This window comes from Variovorax paradoxus (assembly GCF_022009635.1).
Classification (GTDB): domain Bacteria; phylum Pseudomonadota; class Gammaproteobacteria; order Burkholderiales; family Burkholderiaceae_C; genus Variovorax.
Genome location: NZ_CP091716.1, coordinates 6540411 through 6557602 on the forward strand (window position 1 = coordinate 6540411; position 17192 = coordinate 6557602).

21 protein-coding genes are annotated in these 17192 nt (G+C 68.9%); 17 read left to right on the top strand and 4 right to left on the bottom strand.

The window, feature by feature from the left end:
- Positions 1-26 precede the first annotated feature (26 nt).
- Positions 27-479 (bottom strand): YybH family protein, encoded by a 453-nt coding sequence (locus L3V85_RS30560; protein WP_081266065.1) that lies wholly within the window; start codon positions 477-479, stop codon positions 27-29.
- Positions 480-696: 217 nt separating this feature from the next.
- On the opposite strand from L3V85_RS30560, the gene rutA reads away from it, so the two are divergent.
- Genes rutA through rutF form a run of 6 tightly spaced genes read left to right on the top strand, consistent with a single transcriptional unit; the run spans position 697 to position 5002 of the window.
- A complete protein-coding gene (rutA, locus tag L3V85_RS30565; protein ID WP_237676366.1) occupies positions 697-1809 on the top strand; it encodes a pyrimidine utilization protein A in 1113 nt (370 codons plus the stop codon).
- 14 nt (positions 1810-1823) lie between these two features.
- The gene (gene rutB / locus L3V85_RS30570; protein ID WP_272934304.1) at positions 1824-2615 is read left to right on the top strand and encodes a pyrimidine utilization protein B; all 792 of its coding nucleotides are present in this window, start codon (positions 1824-1826) and stop codon (positions 2613-2615) included.
- 20 nt (positions 2616-2635) lie between these two features.
- The gene (rutC, locus tag L3V85_RS30575) at positions 2636-3028 is read left to right on the top strand and encodes a pyrimidine utilization protein C (RefSeq protein WP_237676367.1); all 393 of its coding nucleotides are present in this window, start codon (positions 2636-2638) and stop codon (positions 3026-3028) included.
- 8 nt (positions 3029-3036) lie between these two features.
- Positions 3037-3843 carry a pyrimidine utilization protein D gene (gene rutD / locus L3V85_RS30580; protein WP_237676368.1) on the top strand — a complete coding sequence of 269 codons (807 nt, stop codon included), beginning with the start codon at positions 3037-3039 and terminating at the stop codon, positions 3841-3843.
- Positions 3840-4439, top strand: a complete 600-nt coding sequence (locus tag L3V85_RS30585; RefSeq protein ID WP_237676369.1) for a malonic semialdehyde reductase — start codon at positions 3840-3842, stop codon at positions 4437-4439. Before rutD ends, L3V85_RS30585 begins: the two co-directional genes overlap by 4 nt.
- A gap of 14 nt (positions 4440-4453) precedes the next feature.
- Positions 4454-5002, top strand: coding sequence for an NADH-dependent FMN reductase RutF (rutF, locus tag L3V85_RS30590; RefSeq protein ID WP_237676370.1), 549 nt, complete (start codon positions 4454-4456; stop codon positions 5000-5002).
- 116 nt (positions 5003-5118) lie between these two features.
- Here rutF and rutR read toward each other — a convergent pair whose 3' ends face one another.
- The gene (rutR, locus tag L3V85_RS30595; RefSeq protein ID WP_237676371.1) at positions 5119-5826 is read right to left on the bottom strand and encodes an HTH-type transcriptional regulator RutR; all 708 of its coding nucleotides are present in this window, start codon (positions 5824-5826) and stop codon (positions 5119-5121) included.
- A gap of 226 nt (positions 5827-6052) precedes the next feature.
- Between rutR and L3V85_RS30600 the strand changes: the two genes are divergently transcribed.
- The 7 genes from L3V85_RS30600 to L3V85_RS30630 all read left to right on the top strand — a co-directional run bounded on the left by L3V85_RS30600 (position 6053) and on the right by L3V85_RS30630 (position 12899).
- Positions 6053-7054, top strand: a complete 1002-nt coding sequence (locus tag L3V85_RS30600; protein ID WP_237676372.1) for an isopenicillin N synthase family dioxygenase — start codon at positions 6053-6055, stop codon at positions 7052-7054.
- A gap of 14 nt (positions 7055-7068) precedes the next feature.
- Positions 7069-7455, top strand: coding sequence for a VOC family protein (locus L3V85_RS30605; protein ID WP_237676373.1), 387 nt, complete (start codon positions 7069-7071; stop codon positions 7453-7455).
- 100 nt (positions 7456-7555) lie between these two features.
- Positions 7556-8623, top strand: a complete 1068-nt coding sequence (locus L3V85_RS30610; RefSeq protein WP_237676374.1) for a BMP family ABC transporter substrate-binding protein — start codon at positions 7556-7558, stop codon at positions 8621-8623.
- An 8-nt stretch (positions 8624-8631) separates the two neighbouring features.
- Positions 8632-10158, top strand: coding sequence for an ABC transporter ATP-binding protein (locus tag L3V85_RS30615; RefSeq protein ID WP_237676375.1), 1527 nt, complete (start codon positions 8632-8634; stop codon positions 10156-10158).
- Complete coding sequence (locus tag L3V85_RS30620; RefSeq protein WP_337250098.1) at positions 10151-11299, top strand: ABC transporter permease; 1149 nt, start codon at positions 10151-10153, stop codon at positions 11297-11299. Before L3V85_RS30615 ends, L3V85_RS30620 begins: the two co-directional genes overlap by 8 nt.
- A complete protein-coding gene (locus tag L3V85_RS30625) occupies positions 11296-12228 on the top strand; it encodes an ABC transporter permease (RefSeq protein ID WP_237676377.1) in 933 nt (310 codons plus the stop codon). Before L3V85_RS30620 ends, L3V85_RS30625 begins: the two co-directional genes overlap by 4 nt.
- Positions 12225-12899 (top strand): cysteine hydrolase family protein, encoded by a 675-nt coding sequence (locus L3V85_RS30630; protein ID WP_237676378.1) that lies wholly within the window; start codon positions 12225-12227, stop codon positions 12897-12899. The genes L3V85_RS30625 and L3V85_RS30630 overlap by 4 nt, the downstream gene beginning before the upstream one ends.
- Positions 12900-12921: 22 nt before the next feature.
- Here L3V85_RS30630 and L3V85_RS30635 read toward each other — a convergent pair whose 3' ends face one another.
- Positions 12922-13680 carry a hypothetical protein gene (locus L3V85_RS30635; RefSeq protein ID WP_237676379.1) on the bottom strand — a complete coding sequence of 253 codons (759 nt, stop codon included), beginning with the start codon at positions 13678-13680 and terminating at the stop codon, positions 12922-12924.
- Positions 13681-13725: 45 nt separating this feature from the next.
- Here L3V85_RS30635 and L3V85_RS30640 point away from each other — a divergent pair, with 45 nt between their 5' ends.
- The 3 genes from L3V85_RS30640 to L3V85_RS30650 all read left to right on the top strand — a co-directional run bounded on the left by L3V85_RS30640 (position 13726) and on the right by L3V85_RS30650 (position 15842).
- Positions 13726-14325: a LemA family protein gene (locus L3V85_RS30640; protein ID WP_237676380.1), complete on the top strand. Its 600-nt coding sequence runs from the start codon at positions 13726-13728 to the stop codon at positions 14323-14325.
- Positions 14326-14451: 126 nt separating this feature from the next.
- Positions 14452-15309, top strand: coding sequence for a TPM domain-containing protein (locus L3V85_RS30645; RefSeq protein ID WP_237676381.1), 858 nt, complete (start codon positions 14452-14454; stop codon positions 15307-15309).
- 5 nt (positions 15310-15314) lie between these two features.
- On the top strand, positions 15315-15842 hold the full coding sequence (locus tag L3V85_RS30650; RefSeq protein ID WP_237676382.1) for a TPM domain-containing protein: 528 nt from the start codon (positions 15315-15317) through the stop codon (positions 15840-15842).
- A gap of 125 nt (positions 15843-15967) precedes the next feature.
- Here the strand turns inward: L3V85_RS30650 and pdeM are convergent, their stop codons facing one another.
- Positions 15968-16648: a ligase-associated DNA damage response endonuclease PdeM gene (gene pdeM, locus L3V85_RS30655; RefSeq protein ID WP_237676383.1), complete on the bottom strand. Its 681-nt coding sequence runs from the start codon at positions 16646-16648 to the stop codon at positions 15968-15970.
- Positions 16649-16725: 77 nt separating this feature from the next.
- Between pdeM and trxC the strand changes: the two genes are divergently transcribed.
- On the top strand, positions 16726-17175 hold the full coding sequence (trxC, locus tag L3V85_RS30660) for a thioredoxin TrxC (RefSeq protein ID WP_237676384.1): 450 nt from the start codon (positions 16726-16728) through the stop codon (positions 17173-17175).
- Positions 17176-17192: the final 17 nt, after the last annotated feature.

A 17192-nucleotide genomic window follows, 5' to 3' on the forward strand; every position in this document is an offset into this window, starting at 1 on the left:
GTTGAAGGAACGAAAGACGGCATCGATCAATGCAGGGTCTGGGGCGGATCGTTCGCGTCGTCGGGTTCTCGCGCGCTGCCCGGGCTTGCGTGGTGCGCCACCAGCCGCCAGCCCTGCGCGGTCTTGTGATAGACGTTGGTGGCCAGCACGAAGGCGTGGCGCGGGCCCTCGGCCGTGAGCACCTCGATGCGCTCCAGCACGTTGTGCACCGCGCTCGCGAGCGACTCGATCTTGCGCACCCGCGCGGGCGTGGCGTGGATGGCGCCGTTGCCGAACATCTGCTCGAAGGCGGCGCGGATCGCGACCGCGCCCACCAGCCGCGGGCCGCCGGGGTGTACGCAGAACACCTCGTCCTCGTCGGCCCAGCAGGCCATCAGCGCATCGATGTCGCCGCGTTGCAGCGCTTCGTAGAAGGCCGCTTCGACGTCATCGGCGGTGCCGCCGATGGCCGCTGCGGCGCGGAGTGGAGTCTTGGGCATGGCGTGATTCTGCCGCGCCGTCCGTGACGAGGGGACTGCACCGCTTTGGCACGGCCCGCACCGGCTTGCCGCAATCCTTGCGAATCGCCTGCTCCGTTTGGGACCAAATGGTCAAACAAGAGTCGATGAATCCTATTAAGTCATTGATTTAAAACGACTTATCCAGCTGGCACGCCGCATGCAAGGAGCTGCGCAATCACGCAACAGGAGTCCTTCCATGAACGTCGGCATCTTCATTCCCATCGGCAACAACGGCTGGCTGCTTTCCGAGAACGCCCCGCAGTACAAGCCCAGTTTCGAGCTCAACAAGCAGATCACGCTGAAGGCCGAGCGCTACGGCGTGGACTTCGCGCTGTCCATGATCAAGCTGCGCGGCTTCGGCGGCAAGACGGAGTTCTGGGACCACAACCTGGAGTCGTTCACGCTCATGGCCGGCCTCGCGGCAGTCACCAGCAAGATCAAGCTGTTCGCCACCGCCGCCTCGCTGGTCATGCCGCCGGCCATCGTCGCGCGCATGTCCTCGACCATCGATTCCATCTCCAACGGCCGCTTCGGGCTGAACCTGGTCACCGGCTGGCAGCGCCCCGAGTACTCGCAGATGGGCATGTGGCCCGGCGACCAGTTCTTCGGCACGCGCTACCAATACCTCAGCGAATACATCCAGGTGCTGCGCGACCTCTGGGGCACCGGCCAGTCGGACTTCAAGGGCGAGCACTTCAAGATGGACGACTGCCGCATGAGCCCGCAACCGCAGGCCGACATGAAGGTGATCTGCGCCGGCCAGAGCGACGCGGGCATGGAGTTCTCCGCCAGGTACGCCGACTACAACTTCTGCTTCGGCAAGGGCGTGAACACGCCCAAGGCCTTTGCGCCCGCGGCCCAGAAGCTCATCGAAGCCACCGCGAAGACCGGCCGCCATGTCACCACCTACGTGCTGATGATGGTGATCACGGACGAAACCGACGAGGCCGCGCGCGCCAAGTGGGAGCACTACAAGGCCGGCGCCGACCACGAGGCCATTGCATGGCTGGGCCAGCAGGGCGCGGCCGACACCAAATCGGGCGCCGACACCAACGTGCGCCAGATGGCCGACCCGACCTCCGCCGTGAACATCAACATGGGCACGCTGGTGGGTTCGTACGAAAGCGTCGCGCGCATGCTCGACGAAGTGGCCGAGGTGCCTGGCACCGAAGGCGTGCTCTTGACCTTCGACGACTTCGTGCTGGGCGTGGAGGCCTTCGGCGAGCGCATCCAGCCGCTCATGAAGAGCCGCGCGCACGTGCAGAGCCCCGTGCCGTCGCAGGTCGAGCCCGAGCGCCTGGCCGCCTGAACGAGGAGCGCCACATGAACGCACCCGCACGCAACACCACGCTCACCTCGAGCACGCCCGTCGGCGCGCCGCGCCTGCCCGGCATGCCCGCGCCGCTGGTGCTGCCGGCACGGCCCGAGCCGCTCGCAATGCACGCCAGCGACTCGGCGCTGATCGTCGTCGACATGCAGAACGCCTATGCCTCGATCGGCGGGTATGTCGACTCGGCCGGCTTCGACATCTCCGGCGCACAAGGCACCATCGCCAACATCCTGCGCGCCATCGCGGCAGCGCGCGCGGCCGGCATGCTGGTCGTGTTCCTGCAGAACGGCTGGGACGCCGCCTACGTGGAAGCCGGCGGCCCCGGCTCGCCCAACTGGCACAAGTCGAACGCGCTCAAGACCATGCGCGCCAGGCCCGAACTGCAGGGCAAGTTCCTCGCCAAGGGCGGCTGGGACTACGAACTCATCGACCAGATGAAGCCCCTGCCCGGCGACATCGTCGTGCCCAAGACGCGCTACAGCGGCTTCTTCAACAGCACGCTGGACAGCACGCTGCGCGCGCGCGGCATACGACACCTCGCGTTCACCGGCATCGCCACCAACGTGTGCGTGGAGTCGACGCTGCGCGACGCCTTCCATCTCGAGTACTTCGCCGTGATGCTGGAAGACGCCACGCACGAACTCGGCGGCCCGGCGATCCAGAAGGCGTCCGTCTACAACGTCGAGACCTTCTTCGGATGGGTCTCCACGGTGGACCAGTTCTGCACCACCTTCGCGCCACAAGCCGTTTCCCAACCTGCATCGGCCGAAACGGCCATCGCCTGATTCACTTCGAGGAGTTCCCCATGCCCAAGCAAGCCATCATCCCTCCCGGCACCGGCGTGCCGCTCGCGCCCTACGTTCCCGGCACGCTCGCCGACGGCGTGCTCTACGTGTCGGGCACGCTGCCCTTCGACAAGGACAACAACGTGGTGCACGTCGGCGACGCGAGCGCGCAGGCCAGGCACGTGCTCACCATCATCCAGGGCGTGGTCGAGGCCGCCGGCGGCACCATGGACGACGTGACCTTCAACCAGATCATGCTCAAGGACTGGGCCGACTACGCGAAGATCAACGCGGTGTACGCCGAGTTCTTTCCCGGCACCAAGCCCGCGCGCTACTGCATCCAGTGCGGCCTGGTGAAGCCCGACGCGCTGATCGAGATCGCCTCGATCGCGCACATCGGCAAGAAGGGCTGAGGCGCCGCATGCCTTCGCTGCACTACGAGGTGCACGGGCCGTCCGATGCACCGTCCACCGTGCTGCTGTCGTCGGGCCTGGGCGGCTCGGCGGGCTTCTGGCAGCCGCAGCTCGGCGCGCTGATCGCCGCCGGGCACCGCGTGGTCGCCTACGACCAGCGCGGCACCGGCCGCAGCCCCGCCGCGCTGCCCGAGGCATACGCAATCGAGGACATGGCGCGGGACGTGCTGGAGATCCTCGACGCCACCCGGACCGCGCAATGCCACTTCGCGGGCCATGCGCTCGGCGGCCTCGTCGGGCTGCGGCTGGCGCTCGATGCGCCCGCGCGCGTGGCCAGCCTGGTGCTCGTCAACGCATGGTCGAAGCCCAACCCGCATTCGGCGCGCTGCTTCGATGCGCGGCTCGCGCTGCTGGGCGCCGTGGGCCCGCGCGCCTACGTGGAAGCGCAGCCGATCTTCCTGTACCCCGCCGCATGGTGCGCGGCCCATGCGAAGCGCGTGGCCGACGAGGTCGATCACGCCTTCGCGCACTTTCCGGGCGAAGCCAACATGCGCGCGCGCATCGCCGCGCTGCGCGCCTTCGACATCGACGCGCGCCTGGGCGACATCACCGCGCCCACGCTGGTGGCCGCCGCCAAGGACGACGTGCTCGTGCCCTGGACCTGCTCGCAGCGCCTGGCCGACGAACTGCCGAATGCCACGCTCAACCTCATGGCGCACGGCGGCCACGCGCACAGCGTGACCGAGGCCGACGCCTTCAACAGCACCCTGCTGGCCTTTCTCTCGCGGGTCGATGCGCCCGCCGTTACTGCATGACCACCCTCGCCAACACACTCGACGACGCCGCGCTGTCGCTGCTCTTCACCGCCGCGCGCAGCCACAACGGCTGGACCGACGAACCCGTCACCGACGCGCAACTGCAGCGGATCTATTCGCTCGCGAGCCTCGGACCCACGTCCGCCAACTGCTCGCCCGCGCGCTTCGTTTTCGTGCGCACGCCCGAGGGCAAGCAGCGCCTGGCGCCCGCGCTGTCCAAGGGAAACCTCGACAAGACCATGAGCGCGCCGGTCACCGTCATCGCCGCATGGGACCGCAAGTTCTACGACAAGCTGCCCACGCTGTTCCCGCATGCCGACGCGCGCAGCTGGTTCACCGGCAGCCCCGAGGCCGCGCACGAGACCGCCTTCCGCAACGCGAGCCTGCAGGCCGGCTACCTGCTGCTGGCCGCGCGCGCGGTGGGCCTGGGCGCCGGCCCGATGTCGGGCTTCGACAAGGCGAAGGTCGATGCCGCCTTCTTCGAGGGCACCGACTGGACCGTCAACTTCCTCATCAACCTCGGCCACGGCGATGCGTCCAAGGTGTTCGGCCGCCTGCCGCGGCTGCCCTTCGACGAAGCCTGCGTGCTGGCCTGAAGGAGTCGCACCACATGCTCAACGCCATGGCCTCCCATGCTTCTTCGCCCAGCCCCGCCGGCCTGCCGCCCGGCCTGCAGAAGGCCGACTACCGCAACGCGATGGCGCGGCTGGGCGCGGCGGTGAACATCATCACCACCGACGGCCCGGCAGGCCGCGCCGGCTTCACCGCATCGGCGGTGTGCAGCGTGACCGACGAGCCGCCGACGCTGCTGGTGTGCCTGAACCGGTCCGCTTCGGTGTACCCGGCGTTCAAGGCGAACGGCGTGCTGTGCGTGAACGTGCTGGCGGCCGGCCACCAGTCGCTCTCCGCATTGTTCGGCGGCAAGACGCCGATGGACGAGCGCTTCGCCGCCGGCCGCTGGAGCAGCAAGACCACCGGCTCGCCGATGCTCGACGACGCGGCCGTGTCCTTCGACTGCCGCGTGGTGCATGCGACGAGCGCGGGCACGCACGATGTGCTGTTCTGCGAGGCGGTGGCGATCGCGATCGGTGGCGCGGCGCAGGGGTTGATCTACTTCGACCGGCGATATCACGAAATCGCGGCACCGGCGCAGCACTGAATTGCTCCTTCCCCCTCTGGGGGAAGGCTGGGATGGGGGCAGGCAGAGCGCTCGATGGATACGCTGCCTGCCCCCACCCCGACCCTCCCCCGGAAGGGGAGGGAGCAAGGCAATGCTCAACGCGGCGCAATGCCCTGCAGCACGATGCGCTGAACGTTCTCCACCGTCTGCTCGAAGAACGCCGCATCTTCCAGCGTGTGCCCCGTCAGCGCCTGCACCTGCACGCCGAAGTCAGCGTAGTGCTGCGTCACCGCCCACAGCGCGAAGATCAGGTGGTGCGGATCGACCGGCGCCAGCTTGCCGGCCTCGACCCAGGCGCGGATCACTTCCGATTTCTTCTCCACCAGCGCGCGCAGCTCTCGGTCGAGTTCGTCGCGCAGCAGCGGCGCGCCCTGGATCATCTCCAGGCAGAACAGCCGCGACGCATCGGGCCGGTCGCGCGACACCACCAGCTTGCGGCGGATGTAGCCGCCGATGGCCTCGGCCGGATCCTGCTCGGCGCTGAAGCCGCGCAGCGGCTCGAGCCACAGCGCGAGCAGGTCGCGCAGCACGTTGACGTACAGCTCTTCCTTGTTCGCGAAGTAATAGAGCAGGTTGCTCTTCGACACGTCGGCACGCGCCGCCACCTGGTCGATCGACGTGCCGTGCAGGCCGAAGCGCGAGAACAGCCCCAGCGCCGCGCCGAGGATCGCGCTGCGCTTGTCCTCGATCTGGCGCAGCCGCCGGTTCACGGCCGACGCGCTGCGCACGGCGGGCTTGGCGCGCTTGCGCGCCGGTTTGTCGGTGCTGCTGCTGGCTGCGGCCAGCGCCTTGGTCTTCGGCATCTTCCCTCGCTCTTCTCTTCACGTTCATCGGTTTTCAGACGGCGCACCACTGTAAGGCCACGGTGCATCGCCTTGCGTCGCGACCACCTGCGCAGAGCCTCGCCGCGCACCATGCTGACGCGGCCCATGCGATTTGTCCATTTGGTCCAACTGGCACAGACGTTGCATGGCGAAAGGCATGCCAACGCATGCACGAACGCATGACTGACTGAATGAGGAAGCCGCCATGACCCTGCTGTCCGTTCCCATCATCGATCTCGCGCCCTACTTCGACGGCACCGCCGAAGGCAAGTCGGCGGTCGCGAGAAAAGTCGACGAAGCCTGCCGAAGCATCGGCTTTCTCGTCATCACCAACCACGGCATCGCGCCCGGGTTGATAGAGCGCGTGTCCTCGCTCTCGCGCAAGTTCTTCGACATGCCGCTGGCCGAGAAGCGCAAGGTCGACCGGCCGCGCGAAGACGCGGTGCGCGGCTACAGCGCGGTGGGCGAGGAGGGCCTGTCGTACAGCCTGGAAGAAGCCGCGCCCGGCGACCTGAAGGAGTCGTTCTCCATCGGCCCGTCGAACGTGCCCGACGACGACTACCACCGTGGCCCCGCCGCCGGCCCGCACTTCGAGCCCAACAGCTGGCCGCCCATCGACGGTTTCCGCGAAGCCTACGAAGGCTACTTCGAGGCCATGAGCGACCTTTCGCGCTCGCTGATGCGCATCTTCGCGCTCGGCCTTTCGCTGCCCGAGACTTTCTTCGACGACAAGATCGACGAGCACATCAGCATGTTCCGCGTGCTGAGCTATCCGCCGCAGCGCGAGCAACCGCTGCCGGGCCAGCTGCGCGCGGGCGCGCACAGCGACTACGGCAGCCTCACCATCGTGCTGCCCGACGACAAGGGCCTGCAGGTGTTCAACAAGGCCGGCCAGTGGGTCGACGTGCCGCAGGTCGAAGGCGGGCTGGTGGTCAACATCGCCGACCTGATGATGCAGTGGACCAACGACCAGTGGGTGTCCACGCTGCACCGCGTGATCAATCCGCCCTTCGAGGTGGCGAGCACCAACCGCCGCCAGTCGCTGGTGTTCTTCCACCAGCCGAACTACGACGCCATGGTCGAGTGCCTGCCGAGCTGCCTCGCGCCCGGCGAGGTCGCCAAGTACGCGCCCATTTCCTCCGGCGATCACCTGACATCGAAGTTCGTCAAGCAGACGACCTTCGGCGGCACCAAGGTCACGGCCTGAGCCGGCTCGAACCCATGGCACACCTGTCCTACGTCAACGTCTTCGCGAAGGACGTGGTCGCGCTCAGCGGCTTCTACCAGCGCGTGTTCGGCTTCCCCGAGATCGAAGCCATCCGCTCTCCCATCTTCCGCGGCCTGGACACCGGCAAGTCGAGCCTCGGCTTCAACGCGCTCGACGCCTACGAGCTGCTGCACCTGAGCGAGTTCTCCGACACGCGCGGCGTGAAGTTCCTGCTGAACATCGACGTCGACAGCCAGGCCGACGTCGACCGCATGGTGCCGGTGGCGCTGGAGGCCGGCGCCACGCTGGTGAAGGCGCCCTACGTCACTTACTACAACTGGTACCAGTCGGTGCTGCTCGACCCCGAGGGCAACGTGTTCCGCATCAATTTCATGATGTAGCCGCACGGCCTTCTCCCCTTCCCTCTTCTATCCCCCGCTCCTCACGAAAGGTTGCTTCATGCCGCGCACTCCCTCCCACGGCCCCGTCCTCGGGCTTGCCATGACCCTCGCTGCCGGCAGCGCGCTCTTCATCACGCTGCCCGCCGCGGCCGCCGACGGCTTCACGCTCAAGGACAAGCCGAAGATCGCGATGCTCTACTTCGGTCCGAAGAACGACGGCGGCTGGACGCAGGCCTTCGACGAAGCCCGCGTGAAGATCGAAAAGGAAATCGGCCAGAAGATCCAGTTCGTCGAGAACGTGCCCGAGGACGCCTCGGCCATCAAGCCCGCCGCGGAGAAGTTCATCCAGCGCGGCGCCAACATCGTCATCGGCACCGCCTTCGGCTACTCCGACAGCTTCAAGGACCTGGCCGCCAAGTACCCCGACGTGGCCTTCCTCAACGGCTCGGGCACCACCAACGGCAGCAACCTCGAATCGTTCTACGGCCGCACCTACGAGAGCCAGTACCTCTGCGGCATGGCGGCCGGCGCGGCTTCCAAGACCGGCAAGCTCGGCTTCGTCGCGGCCAACCCCTTCGGCGTGGTGAACTGGACCGTCAACGCCTTCGCGCTCGGCGCGCAGAAGATGAACCCCAACGCCACCGTGAACGTGATCTACACCGGCGCATGGAACGACCCGGTGAAGGAACGCGCAGCCGCCGCCGCACTGATCGACCAGGGCGCCGACGTGATCGGCCAGCACGTCGACAGCCCCACGCCGCAGATCGTGGCGCAGGAGCGCGGCGTGTACGGCACCGGCCACCACCGCGACCTGCGCCAGTTCGCGCCCAAGGCCACGCTGTGCTCGTCCGTGTGGGTGTGGGACCGCTTCCTGGCGCCGGAGCTCAAGAAGATCATGGCCGGCAACTGGAAGCCTGCCCCGTACGGCGCCTTCATCGAGATGAAGGACGGCGGCACCGACATCGCCGGCTTCGGCCCGGCCGTGCCCAAGGACAAGGCCGCGCTCATCACCGCCGAGCGCGACGCGATCATGAAGGGCAAGCAGATCTACGCCGGCCCGCTCGCCGACCGCGACGGCAAGGAGCGCGTCGCCAAGGGCGCGGTGCTGTCGGACGCAGACCTCTGGAAGATGGACTGGTTCGTCAAGGGCGTGGTCACGCAGAAGTAAGCAGGCCCATGCCCAACGCACTGGAACTCACCGGCATCCGCAAGTCCTTCGACGGCTTCGCCGCGCTGACCGACGCCCACTTCACCGCGCGCTGGGGCGAGGTGCATGCGCTGCTGGGGGAGAACGGCGCGGGCAAGTCGTCGCTCATGAACATCGCGGCCGGGCTCTATGCGCCCGAAGCCGGGCAGCTGCTGGTGGACGACAACGCGGTGCGCTTCGCCGGGCCGCGCGATGCGGCCCGGCAGCGCATCGGCATGGTTCACCAGCATTTCAAGCTGGTGCGGCCGTTCACCGTGGCGCAGAACATCCTGCTCACCGCGCCGCCGCCTGTCGGCTTCCAGAGCCACGGCGAAAGGCTGCGCGAGATAGAGCGCGACATCCGCAACAAGGCCTCGGAGCTGGGCTTCGACATCGATCCGTCCAAGCGCGTCGATGCACTTTCGATTGCCGAACAGCAGCGCGTGGAAATCCTCAAGGTGCTGCTCGCGGGCGCGCGCATCCTGATCCTCGACGAGCCCACCGCCGTGCTCACCGACCAGGAGGCCGCGCGCCTGCTGCAGACGGTGCAGGGCCTCGCGCGCAAGGGCGCCGCGGTGGTGCTGGTCACGCACAAGATGGCCGACGTGAAAACATACGCCGACCGCGTGACGGTAATGCGCGGCGGCCGCACGGTGGCCACGCTGAACCCGGCCGACACCACGGCCGCCGAACTGGTGAAGCTCACGGTGGGCGAGTCGATCGCCAGCCAGGGCTTCCAGGCCCCGGCCGCTTCGCGCGGACCGGTGCGCCTCACGGTGCGCGGGCTGCGCACGCCCGCTTCGCCGGAAGGCCGCCGGGTGCTCGACGGTGTCGACCTGGAGTTGCATGCCGGCGAAATCTACGGCCTTGCCGGCGTCGGCGGTAACGGGCAAGGCGAGCTGGCGGGCGCCATCATGGGCCTGCCGGGCGAGGCGACCGAAGGCGAGATCCGGCTCGAAGGCCACGGCGACCTGAAGACCATGGCCGCGTCCACGCGGCGCGGCATCGGCATTGCCGCGATTCCGGCCGACCGCTACGGGCTCGCGCTCGCGGGCGGCCTGTCGGTGGCGGAGAACTACGCCATCGGCCGCGTGCACACCGGCCGCTACGGCCCGGTGTGGCGCCTGCGCCGGGGCCGCATACAGGCGGACACGCAGGAAGCCGTGCGCGCCTTCGACGTGCAGGGCGTGCGCTCGGTCGCACAGAAGGCGGCGCTGCTGTCGGGCGGCAATGCGCAGAAGCTGGTGCTGGCGCGCGAGTTCGGCAAGTCGCCGACTCTGGTGCTCGCGCACAGCCCGAGCCGCGGGCTCGACGTGCGTGCCAGCGCCGAGGTGCATGCGCGCCTTCGCGCCGCCCGCGACGGCGGCGCGGCGGTGCTGCTGATCAGCGAAGACCTCGACGAAGTGCTGCAGCTGGCCGACCGCGTGGGCGTGATGACGCGCGGGCGCATCGCCGGCGAGTTCGCGCAGCCGGCCGACCGGCAGGCGATAGGGCAGGCGATGGTGGACCATGGTTGAAGCATCCCTCTCCGCAAACATGGCAAGCGCACCGAAGACCATCGCGGCAAAGTCGCCGCAACCCCAGCCGCTCGCGCGCCGCCGCTATGCGCTGGAGATACGCCAGCACATGGCGTGGCGCTGGCAGGCGCTGATCCTCGCGGCGGCGCTGCTGGTGGGCTTTGCCATTTCCGCCGCGATCCTGGTGATGGCCGGCGTGCCCGCCGACGAACTGGCCAACGAGTTCGTCACGCAGACCTTCCTCGACGGACAGAACTTCCGCGCGGTGCTGTTCCAGGCCGCGCCGATGATCCTCGTCGGACTGGCTGGCGCCATCGCGTTCCGCGCGCGCTTCTGGAACCTCGGGCTCGAGGGCCAGATGATCTGGGGCGCCATCGGCGCCACGGCGGTGTCGATGTGGCAGATCGGCCCCGAGAACCTGCGCCTGCCGCTGATGTTCGTCGCGGCCGTCGGCTGCGGCCTGCTGTGGGTGCTGGGACCGGCATGGCTCAAGCTGAAGCTCGGCGTGAACGAGATCATCTCGACGCTGATGCTCAACTACATGGCGGCCAACTTCCTGCTGCACCTGGTGTACGGAAGCTGGAAGGACCCGAAGGACAACTTTCCCTATTCGCCGCAGTTCCGCGCATTCGAGCGGCTGCCCGAGATCGGCGCCGGCGTGGGCAGCTCGATCCTGCTCGCGGGCGTGGTCGCGCTGCTCGCATGGTGGCTGGTGAGCGTGAGCCGCGCGGGCCTGTACCTGCGCTTCGTCGATGCCAACCCGCGCGTGGCGCATGCCAACGGCGTGCCGGTGCGGCGCACCATCTACGGCGCGGTGCTGCTGTCGGGTGCGATGGCCGGGCTCGCGGGCTTCGCTGTCGCGGCGGGGCAGGAAGGCCGGCTCACGCAGGCGTTCTATCAGGGCTACGGCTTCTCCGGCATCCTCATTGCCTTCCTTGCGCGCAACAACCCGCTGGCGGCCACGGTGGTGGCGCTCCTGGTTGCGGCGCTGTTCGTCACCGGGCGCAGCCTGCAGGTGTTCTACCAGGTGCCGTTCTCGATGGTGCAGCTCATACAGGCCATCATCGTGGTGTGCGTGGCGTCCAGCGATTTCTTCATTCGCCACCGGCTGCGGCGCGTGGGCGCGGAGGCTTCGGCATGAGCGGAGGCATCGTTCTCAACTGGCTGGCTAGCACGCCGGACTTCGCGGTGCCCTACGCGCTCGCGGCGCTCGGCCTGATCATCTGCGAGCGCGCGGGCGTGCTCGCGCTCGGCGCTGAAGGCCTGATGCTGGTGGGCGCATTGGCCGGCATCGGCGCGCAGATCGTGATCGGCCAGCCGGCGGTTTCGCTGGTGCTGGCCATGCTCGCGGCCAGCGTGGTGTCGGTGCTGTTCGCGGTGATGGTGATCTGGCTGCGGGTGAACCAGGTGATCGCAGGGCTGGCGCTGGTGTTCTTTTGCCAGGGGCTCACGGCGCTGGTCGGTTCGATGGCCGAGTGGACCAACCACGCGACGGAAGGCATCGGAGCGATGGGCCTGTGGCCGCTGTCGATGCTCCCTGGCGTGGGCAGGCTGTTCGAGCAGAACGCGATGGTGTGGCTCACGCTGCCGATCTTCGGCGCGGTGGCGTGGTTCTTCGCGCGCACCTCCACCGGCCTGCGACTGCGCGCCGTGGGCGAGAACCCGCAGGCGGCCGACGCCGCCGGCATCCGCGTGACGGCATGGCGCTTCGCGGCGGTGCTCGCGGGCTCGGCGCTGGTGGGGCTGGCGGGCGCGTACATCTCGGTGGTCAGCACCAAGCTGTGGATCGCGGGCATGACCGGCGGGCGCGGCTGGATCGCGGTGGGCCTCGTGATCTTCTCGCGCTGGTCGCCGTGGAAGGCACTGGTGGGCGCGCTGCTGTTCGGCTGCATCGAGGCGCTGATTCCGCAGCTGGCCGCCGCCGGCGTGCAGCTGCCGCAGTACTTCGTGATGATGACGCCCTATGCGGTGACGCTGGGCGTGATGGTGTGGGTCGCGCTCTCGCGGCGCGGCGCCGATGAAGAGCCCGGTGCGCTGGGCCAACCCTATGTGCGGGAAGAACGCCGATGAAGGCCTGGGTCTACAACGAGGAGCGCGAGCTCGACGCGGCGAAGTTCGCCGACTACCTGAACCCGGCGACGACGGCCGTGGTTTCCATCGACATGCACCGGGGCCATCTCGACGACGACCCCGACTGCCCCTGCCCTGCGCCGCGCGCCCGCGACGTGGTGGCGCCCATCGACGGCTTCCATGACGAAGTGCGCGCGCTGGGCGTGCGCATCGTGCATGTGCGGTCGGTGCTGCGGCCCGGCGGCGTGGACGACATCAACGGCATTCCTTCCGCTTGGCGGCGCACCTTTCCGCTGCACGTGGGCGAGATTCCGAATGCCGACGCGCATGCCATCGAGGGCTCGAAGTGGACCGAATGGGTCACGCGCGTGGAGCCCGGCGACATGCGCGTGGACGGCAAGCGCCGGCTCTCGGCCTTCTACCCGACCGACCTGGACTTCCTGCTGCGCAACCAGCGCATCGAGACGGTGGTGCTCGACGGCGGCTTCACCGACTGCTGCGTGCTCAACACCGCCTTCGACGCCAGCAACCGCAACTACCGCGTGATCGTGCTGCGCGACCTGGTGCGCGGCACCGATCCGCACCTGGAAGGCGCGGCGCTCGCGATGGTGTCGCTGCACCTGGGGCTGGTGATGGAGTCGGCCGAGCTGCTGCGCAAATGGCGCGAGTGACGGCGCGAGTGGTGGCGCCAGCCTAGGCCCGCGCCCCCAGCCAGCGCCGCGCCTCGCCTTCCATGTCGCCCTGCGACGCGCGCCACACCAGCTCGGGCGCGGCCACGTGCACGCCCGGCGGCGCGATGCGCAAGGCGATGTCGACCAGCTCCGCCACCTTCGACGCGCGCACCGGCTGCTCGCTGCTGGGCACCATGAAGCGCACCACCGACAGCATCCACGCGGCCACCCGCTCGAAGGGGTTGGTGAGCTTCGCATCGGCCGGCTTGCGCGCCGAGCGCACCAGGATCACGCGCTCGAAGCCGTTGGCCACCACCGCCTGCTCGTCGAGGCTGGCGAGGCCGCGTTTCAGCGCCTCGGGCAGCCGGCCCTGGTCGTGCGGCTGCACGATGGCCAGCGTCTGCACGCCGCAGGCGCGCAGCCAGCGGGACAGCTCGGGCAGGTCGGACGGCTCGGGCACCCACAGCGCGCGCTCGCGGTCGTGATACAGGCGCGGCGGGTCGAACGCGACGATGGCGGTGTGCGCCGAGGTGAGCGGCCATTGCGCGATCGGCTGGCTAGGGCTCAGGCAGGCTTCCACGCCGCGCAGCCCGTCGCGGATCGGCTCGCGCGCCAGCACCCGGGTATGGGCATGGCGGTGGCTGCCCGCCAGCCGCCGCAGCAGCTCCGCGCCCAGCGCGCCGGTCGCGCCCGCGATCAGCAGGGTGCCGAACGCGGCTGAAGCGAAGGGCAATGCCGCGCGGTTCGCGGCCTGGAGGGCGTGAAGCGGGTCGAGGGCCATGGGGCAGCTATGCTACCTTCGGCCCATTCTGCGGAGGTAATGCAAATGATGATGAAGCGCTGGTTCCTGATCCTTGCGGCGGTCGTGTCCCTGAGCGGCTGCGGCTACAACCAGTTCCAGTCCCTCGACGAGGCCAGCAAGTCGGCCTGGAGCGAGGTGCTCAACCAGTACCAGCGCCGTGCCGACCTGGTGCCCAACATCGTCGCCACCGTCAAGGGCGAGGCTTCCTTCGAGCAGGACACGCTCACCAAGGTGGTCGAGGCCCGCGCCAAGGCCACGTCGATCCAGGTCACGCCCGAGACGCTGAACAATCCGGAGGCCTTCGCCAAGTTCCAGCAGGCACAGGGCGAGCTTTCCTCGGCGCTGTCGCGGCTGATGGCGGTGTCGGAGCGCTACCCCGATCTCAAGGCCAACCAGGCATTCCGCGACCTGCGCGTGACGCTCGAGGGCACCGAGAACCGCATCACCGTGGCGCGCAACCGCTACATCGAGACGGTGCAGGAGTACAACGTGCTCGCGCGCAGCTTCCCGACCAACATCACGGCCAAGATCTTCAGCTACGCGCCGAAGCCGACCTTCACGGTGCAGAACGAAGCGCAGATCTCCGTGCCTCCAACGGTCGACTTCAGCACCCCGAAAAAGTAACCTCCCCCAGTCTTCGTGCACTTCGTGTCACTGCGCCTTCCCCCTCACCGGGGGCAACACCAGCGGCCCGGCAAAGCCGGTTCCGCGGTGTTTCTGGAATGGGCCGCACGCCTCCTTGCGGCACTCATGCTGCTGACGATGGGCGGCGCATTCGCGCAAGGCCTGCTGCCGGTCCCTGCGCTCACCGCGCGCGTGATCGACCAGACCGGCACGCTCGACGGCGCGCAGCGCAGCGGCCTCGAGACCAGGCTCGCCGCCTTCGAGCAGCGCAAGGGTTCGCAGATCGTGGTGCTGATGGTGCCGACCACCGCGCCCGAGGACATCGAGAGCTACACCCAGCGCGTGGGCGACGCCTGGAAGATCGGCCGCAAGGGCGTGGGCGACGGCCTGCTGGTGGTCGTGGCCAAGAACGACCGCCGCATGCGCATCGCGCCCGCCAAGACGCTCGAAGGTGCGGTGCCCGATCTCGCGGCCAGCCGCATCATCGACGAGGAGATGAAGCCGCGCTTTCGCAACAACGATTTCTCCGGCGGGCTGAACGCGGCGGTGGACCGCATCATCGGGCTGGTCGACGGCGAGCCGCTGCCGGCCCCCGCGCGCGACACCGGCGACGCCGGCCGGGGCGGCGGCTTCGACTGGGAGAACCTCGCGATCTTCCTGTTCGTGGGCGTGTTCATCGGCGCGCCCATCGCGCGCTCCATCCTCGGCAAGAAGCTGGGCACCGTGGCGGTGGGCGGCGGCGTGGGCGTGATCGTGTTCTTCATCACCACCAGCATCGCCATCGCGGTGATCGCCGGCCTGGTCGCGCTCGTGTTCTCGCTCGTCGCGGGTGCCGGCAGGCCCGGCGGCGGGGGCGGCGGCGGAGGCTGGGGCGGCGGTCTTGGCGGTGGCGGCTTCGGTGGTGGTGGCGGAGGCGGGGGCGGCGGTTTCAGCTCCGGCGGCGGCGGCAACTTCGGCGGCGGCGGCGCCTCGGGCAACTGGTGAGCACGATGACGACCGAAGCAACCCTGTTCACCAAGCTCGGCCGGATCTGGCGCCATCGCTGGATCGACGAAGCCGAGGTTCGCCGCGCGCTGCCCGACGAGGCCATGCAGCGCCTGACGCGCCGCGTGGCCGCGAGCGAGCGCCGCCACAGCGGAGAGATCCGCATCTGCGTGGAGGCCGGCCTGCCGATGTCCTACCTGTGGCGCCATGCCTCGGTGCGCGAGCGCGCCGTCATGCTGTTCGGCAAGCTGCGCGTGTGGGATACCGCGCACAACAACGGCGTGCTCATCTACCTGCTGCTGGCCGAGCATGCGATCGAGATCGTGGCCGACCGGGGCATCCATTCGCGCGTGGACGGAGCGGCGTGGGAGGCGATGATGCAGCGCATGAGCGCGGCCTTCCGCGAGGGGCGCTTCGAGGATGGGCTCACGCAGGCGCTCGAGGAGATTTCGGCGCTGCTGGTGGAGCACTTTCCGCTGGGCGAAGGCGAACTCGATGTGAACGAGTTGCCGGACGAGCCTGTAGTCCTCTGAGTCTTTCTCCCTCCCCTTCCGGGGGAGGGCCGGGGTGGGGGCAAGCAGCCGTCGATGAAGCACTGCGCAAAAACCTGCGCCGCCTGCCCCCATCCCAACCTTCCCCAGAGGGGGAAGGAGCGAATTCACTCCGACGCGGGCAGCGCCCAGACGGCCGATCCGCCCACTGCATGAAAGCGCCGCCCCGGCGCCTGCTCCATCATCCACCCGCCGGTGAATTCGCCGAAGGCGGGCAGCACCGCCTGCCCCGCCTCGCTCACGAAACACGGCAGCCGCACGCTGTCGCGCCCCGGCCCATGCAACCGGCAGACCGGATGCAGATGCCCCGCGAGCACGAAATGCGTGGCATGCGGCTGCGGATGATGGCAACAAGCGAACGGGCCGATCAGGTGCGGCTCGTCGACCACCTCGATGCCCAGCGCCGCGGGCGGGTCTCCCGCGCGGCTGTCGTGGTTGCCGCGCACCAGCGTCATCGCGATGCCGGCGTGGCGCTCGCGCCAGGCCTGAACGCCGGCGAGCACCGTGCGTGCCTGCGCCGCATGCATGAAGTCGCCGAGGAAAACGATGCGCCGCGGGCGCCAGCGCCCGATCAGCGCGTCGAGCCGCGCGAGGTTCTCCTGCGTGGTGCCGCCCGGCACCGGCTGGCCCAGCGCGCGGTAGGTCGCGGCCTTGCCCAGGTGCAGGTCGGCCACGAACAGCAGGCCGCCGGCGGGCCACCACAGCGCCCGTTCGGGCAACAGGTGCAGCACCTCACCCGCCCAGCGGACGGGAAAGGTGGTCGATTCAAAAGAGTCTGCGGACGTCACGGCTGACGAGTTTCGCAAAAGACGCTCCGGCCGGCGCACGCCTTGCAATTGGCCCCGGCGGCCCCCAGTTCTTGCGCATGACCGAATCGACCTCGCTGCACATCGTCTGTCCGCACTGCCACACGACCAACCGCGTGCGCGCGGACCAGCTGGGCAGCGCGCCCGACTGCGGCAGCTGCCACCGACCGCTGTTCACCGGCCATTCGACCGCGCTCGCGGACGAAGCCACCTTCGACAGGCACATCGCGCGCAACGAGATTCCGGTGCTGGTCGATTTCTGGGCGCCTTGGTGCGGTCCGTGTCGCCAGATGGCGCCGGGCTACGAGCAGGCCGCGGCCCAGTTGGAGCCGAAGGTGCGGCTGGCCAAGGTCGACACCGAGGCGGTGCGTTCGCTGGGCGCGCGCTTCAACATCCGCAGCATCCCCACGCTGGCGCTGTTCAAGGGCGGCCGCGAAGTCGCGCGCCAGGCCGGCGCCATGGGCGCGGCGGACATCGTGCGCTGGGTGAAGGCGCACGGCGCCGGCTAGGCAGCGGTCTTTCACCA

What these genes read in the sequence shown, in the direction of transcription:
- rutR (WP_237676371.1), bottom strand. Translation starts at nt 5,826, where the DNA reads ATGCCGAAGACCAAGGCGCTGGCCGCAGCCAGCAGCAGCACCGACAAA.
- L3V85_RS30585 (WP_237676369.1), top strand. Translation starts at nt 3,840, where the DNA reads ATGACCACCCTCGCCAACACACTCGACGACGCCGCGCTGTCGCTGCTC.
- rutB (WP_272934304.1), top strand. Translation starts at nt 1,824, where the DNA reads ATGAACGCACCCGCACGCAACACCACGCTCACCTCGAGCACGCCCGTC.
- rutF (WP_237676370.1), top strand. Translation starts at nt 4,454, where the DNA reads ATGCTCAACGCCATGGCCTCCCATGCTTCTTCGCCCAGCCCCGCCGGC.
- L3V85_RS30600 (WP_237676372.1), top strand. Translation starts at nt 6,053, where the DNA reads ATGACCCTGCTGTCCGTTCCCATCATCGATCTCGCGCCCTACTTCGAC.
- L3V85_RS30645 (WP_237676381.1), top strand. Translation starts at nt 14,452, where the DNA reads ATGCTGCTGACGATGGGCGGCGCATTCGCGCAAGGCCTGCTGCCGGTC.
- L3V85_RS30610 (WP_237676374.1), top strand. Translation starts at nt 7,556, where the DNA reads ATGACCCTCGCTGCCGGCAGCGCGCTCTTCATCACGCTGCCCGCCGCG.
- L3V85_RS30615 (WP_237676375.1), top strand. Translation starts at nt 8,632, where the DNA reads ATGCCCAACGCACTGGAACTCACCGGCATCCGCAAGTCCTTCGACGGC.
- rutD (WP_237676368.1), top strand. Translation starts at nt 3,037, where the DNA reads ATGCCTTCGCTGCACTACGAGGTGCACGGGCCGTCCGATGCACCGTCC.
- L3V85_RS30630 (WP_237676378.1), top strand. Translation starts at nt 12,225, where the DNA reads ATGAAGGCCTGGGTCTACAACGAGGAGCGCGAGCTCGACGCGGCGAAG.
- rutC (WP_237676367.1), top strand. Translation starts at nt 2,636, where the DNA reads ATGCCCAAGCAAGCCATCATCCCTCCCGGCACCGGCGTGCCGCTCGCG.
- L3V85_RS30560 (WP_081266065.1), bottom strand. Translation starts at nt 479, where the DNA reads ATGCCCAAGACTCCACTCCGCGCCGCAGCGGCCATCGGCGGCACCGCC.
- L3V85_RS30650 (WP_237676382.1), top strand. Translation starts at nt 15,315, where the DNA reads ATGACGACCGAAGCAACCCTGTTCACCAAGCTCGGCCGGATCTGGCGC.
- L3V85_RS30640 (WP_237676380.1), top strand. Translation starts at nt 13,726, where the DNA reads ATGATGATGAAGCGCTGGTTCCTGATCCTTGCGGCGGTCGTGTCCCTG.
- L3V85_RS30625 (WP_237676377.1), top strand. Translation starts at nt 11,296, where the DNA reads ATGAGCGGAGGCATCGTTCTCAACTGGCTGGCTAGCACGCCGGACTTC.
- trxC (WP_237676384.1), top strand. Translation starts at nt 16,726, where the DNA reads ATGACCGAATCGACCTCGCTGCACATCGTCTGTCCGCACTGCCACACG.
- rutA (WP_237676366.1), top strand. Translation starts at nt 697, where the DNA reads ATGAACGTCGGCATCTTCATTCCCATCGGCAACAACGGCTGGCTGCTT.
- L3V85_RS30635 (WP_237676379.1), bottom strand. Translation starts at nt 13,680, where the DNA reads ATGGCCCTCGACCCGCTTCACGCCCTCCAGGCCGCGAACCGCGCGGCA.
- L3V85_RS30605 (WP_237676373.1), top strand. Translation starts at nt 7,069, where the DNA reads ATGGCACACCTGTCCTACGTCAACGTCTTCGCGAAGGACGTGGTCGCG.
- L3V85_RS30620 (WP_337250098.1), top strand. Translation starts at nt 10,151, where the DNA reads ATGGTTGAAGCATCCCTCTCCGCAAACATGGCAAGCGCACCGAAGACC.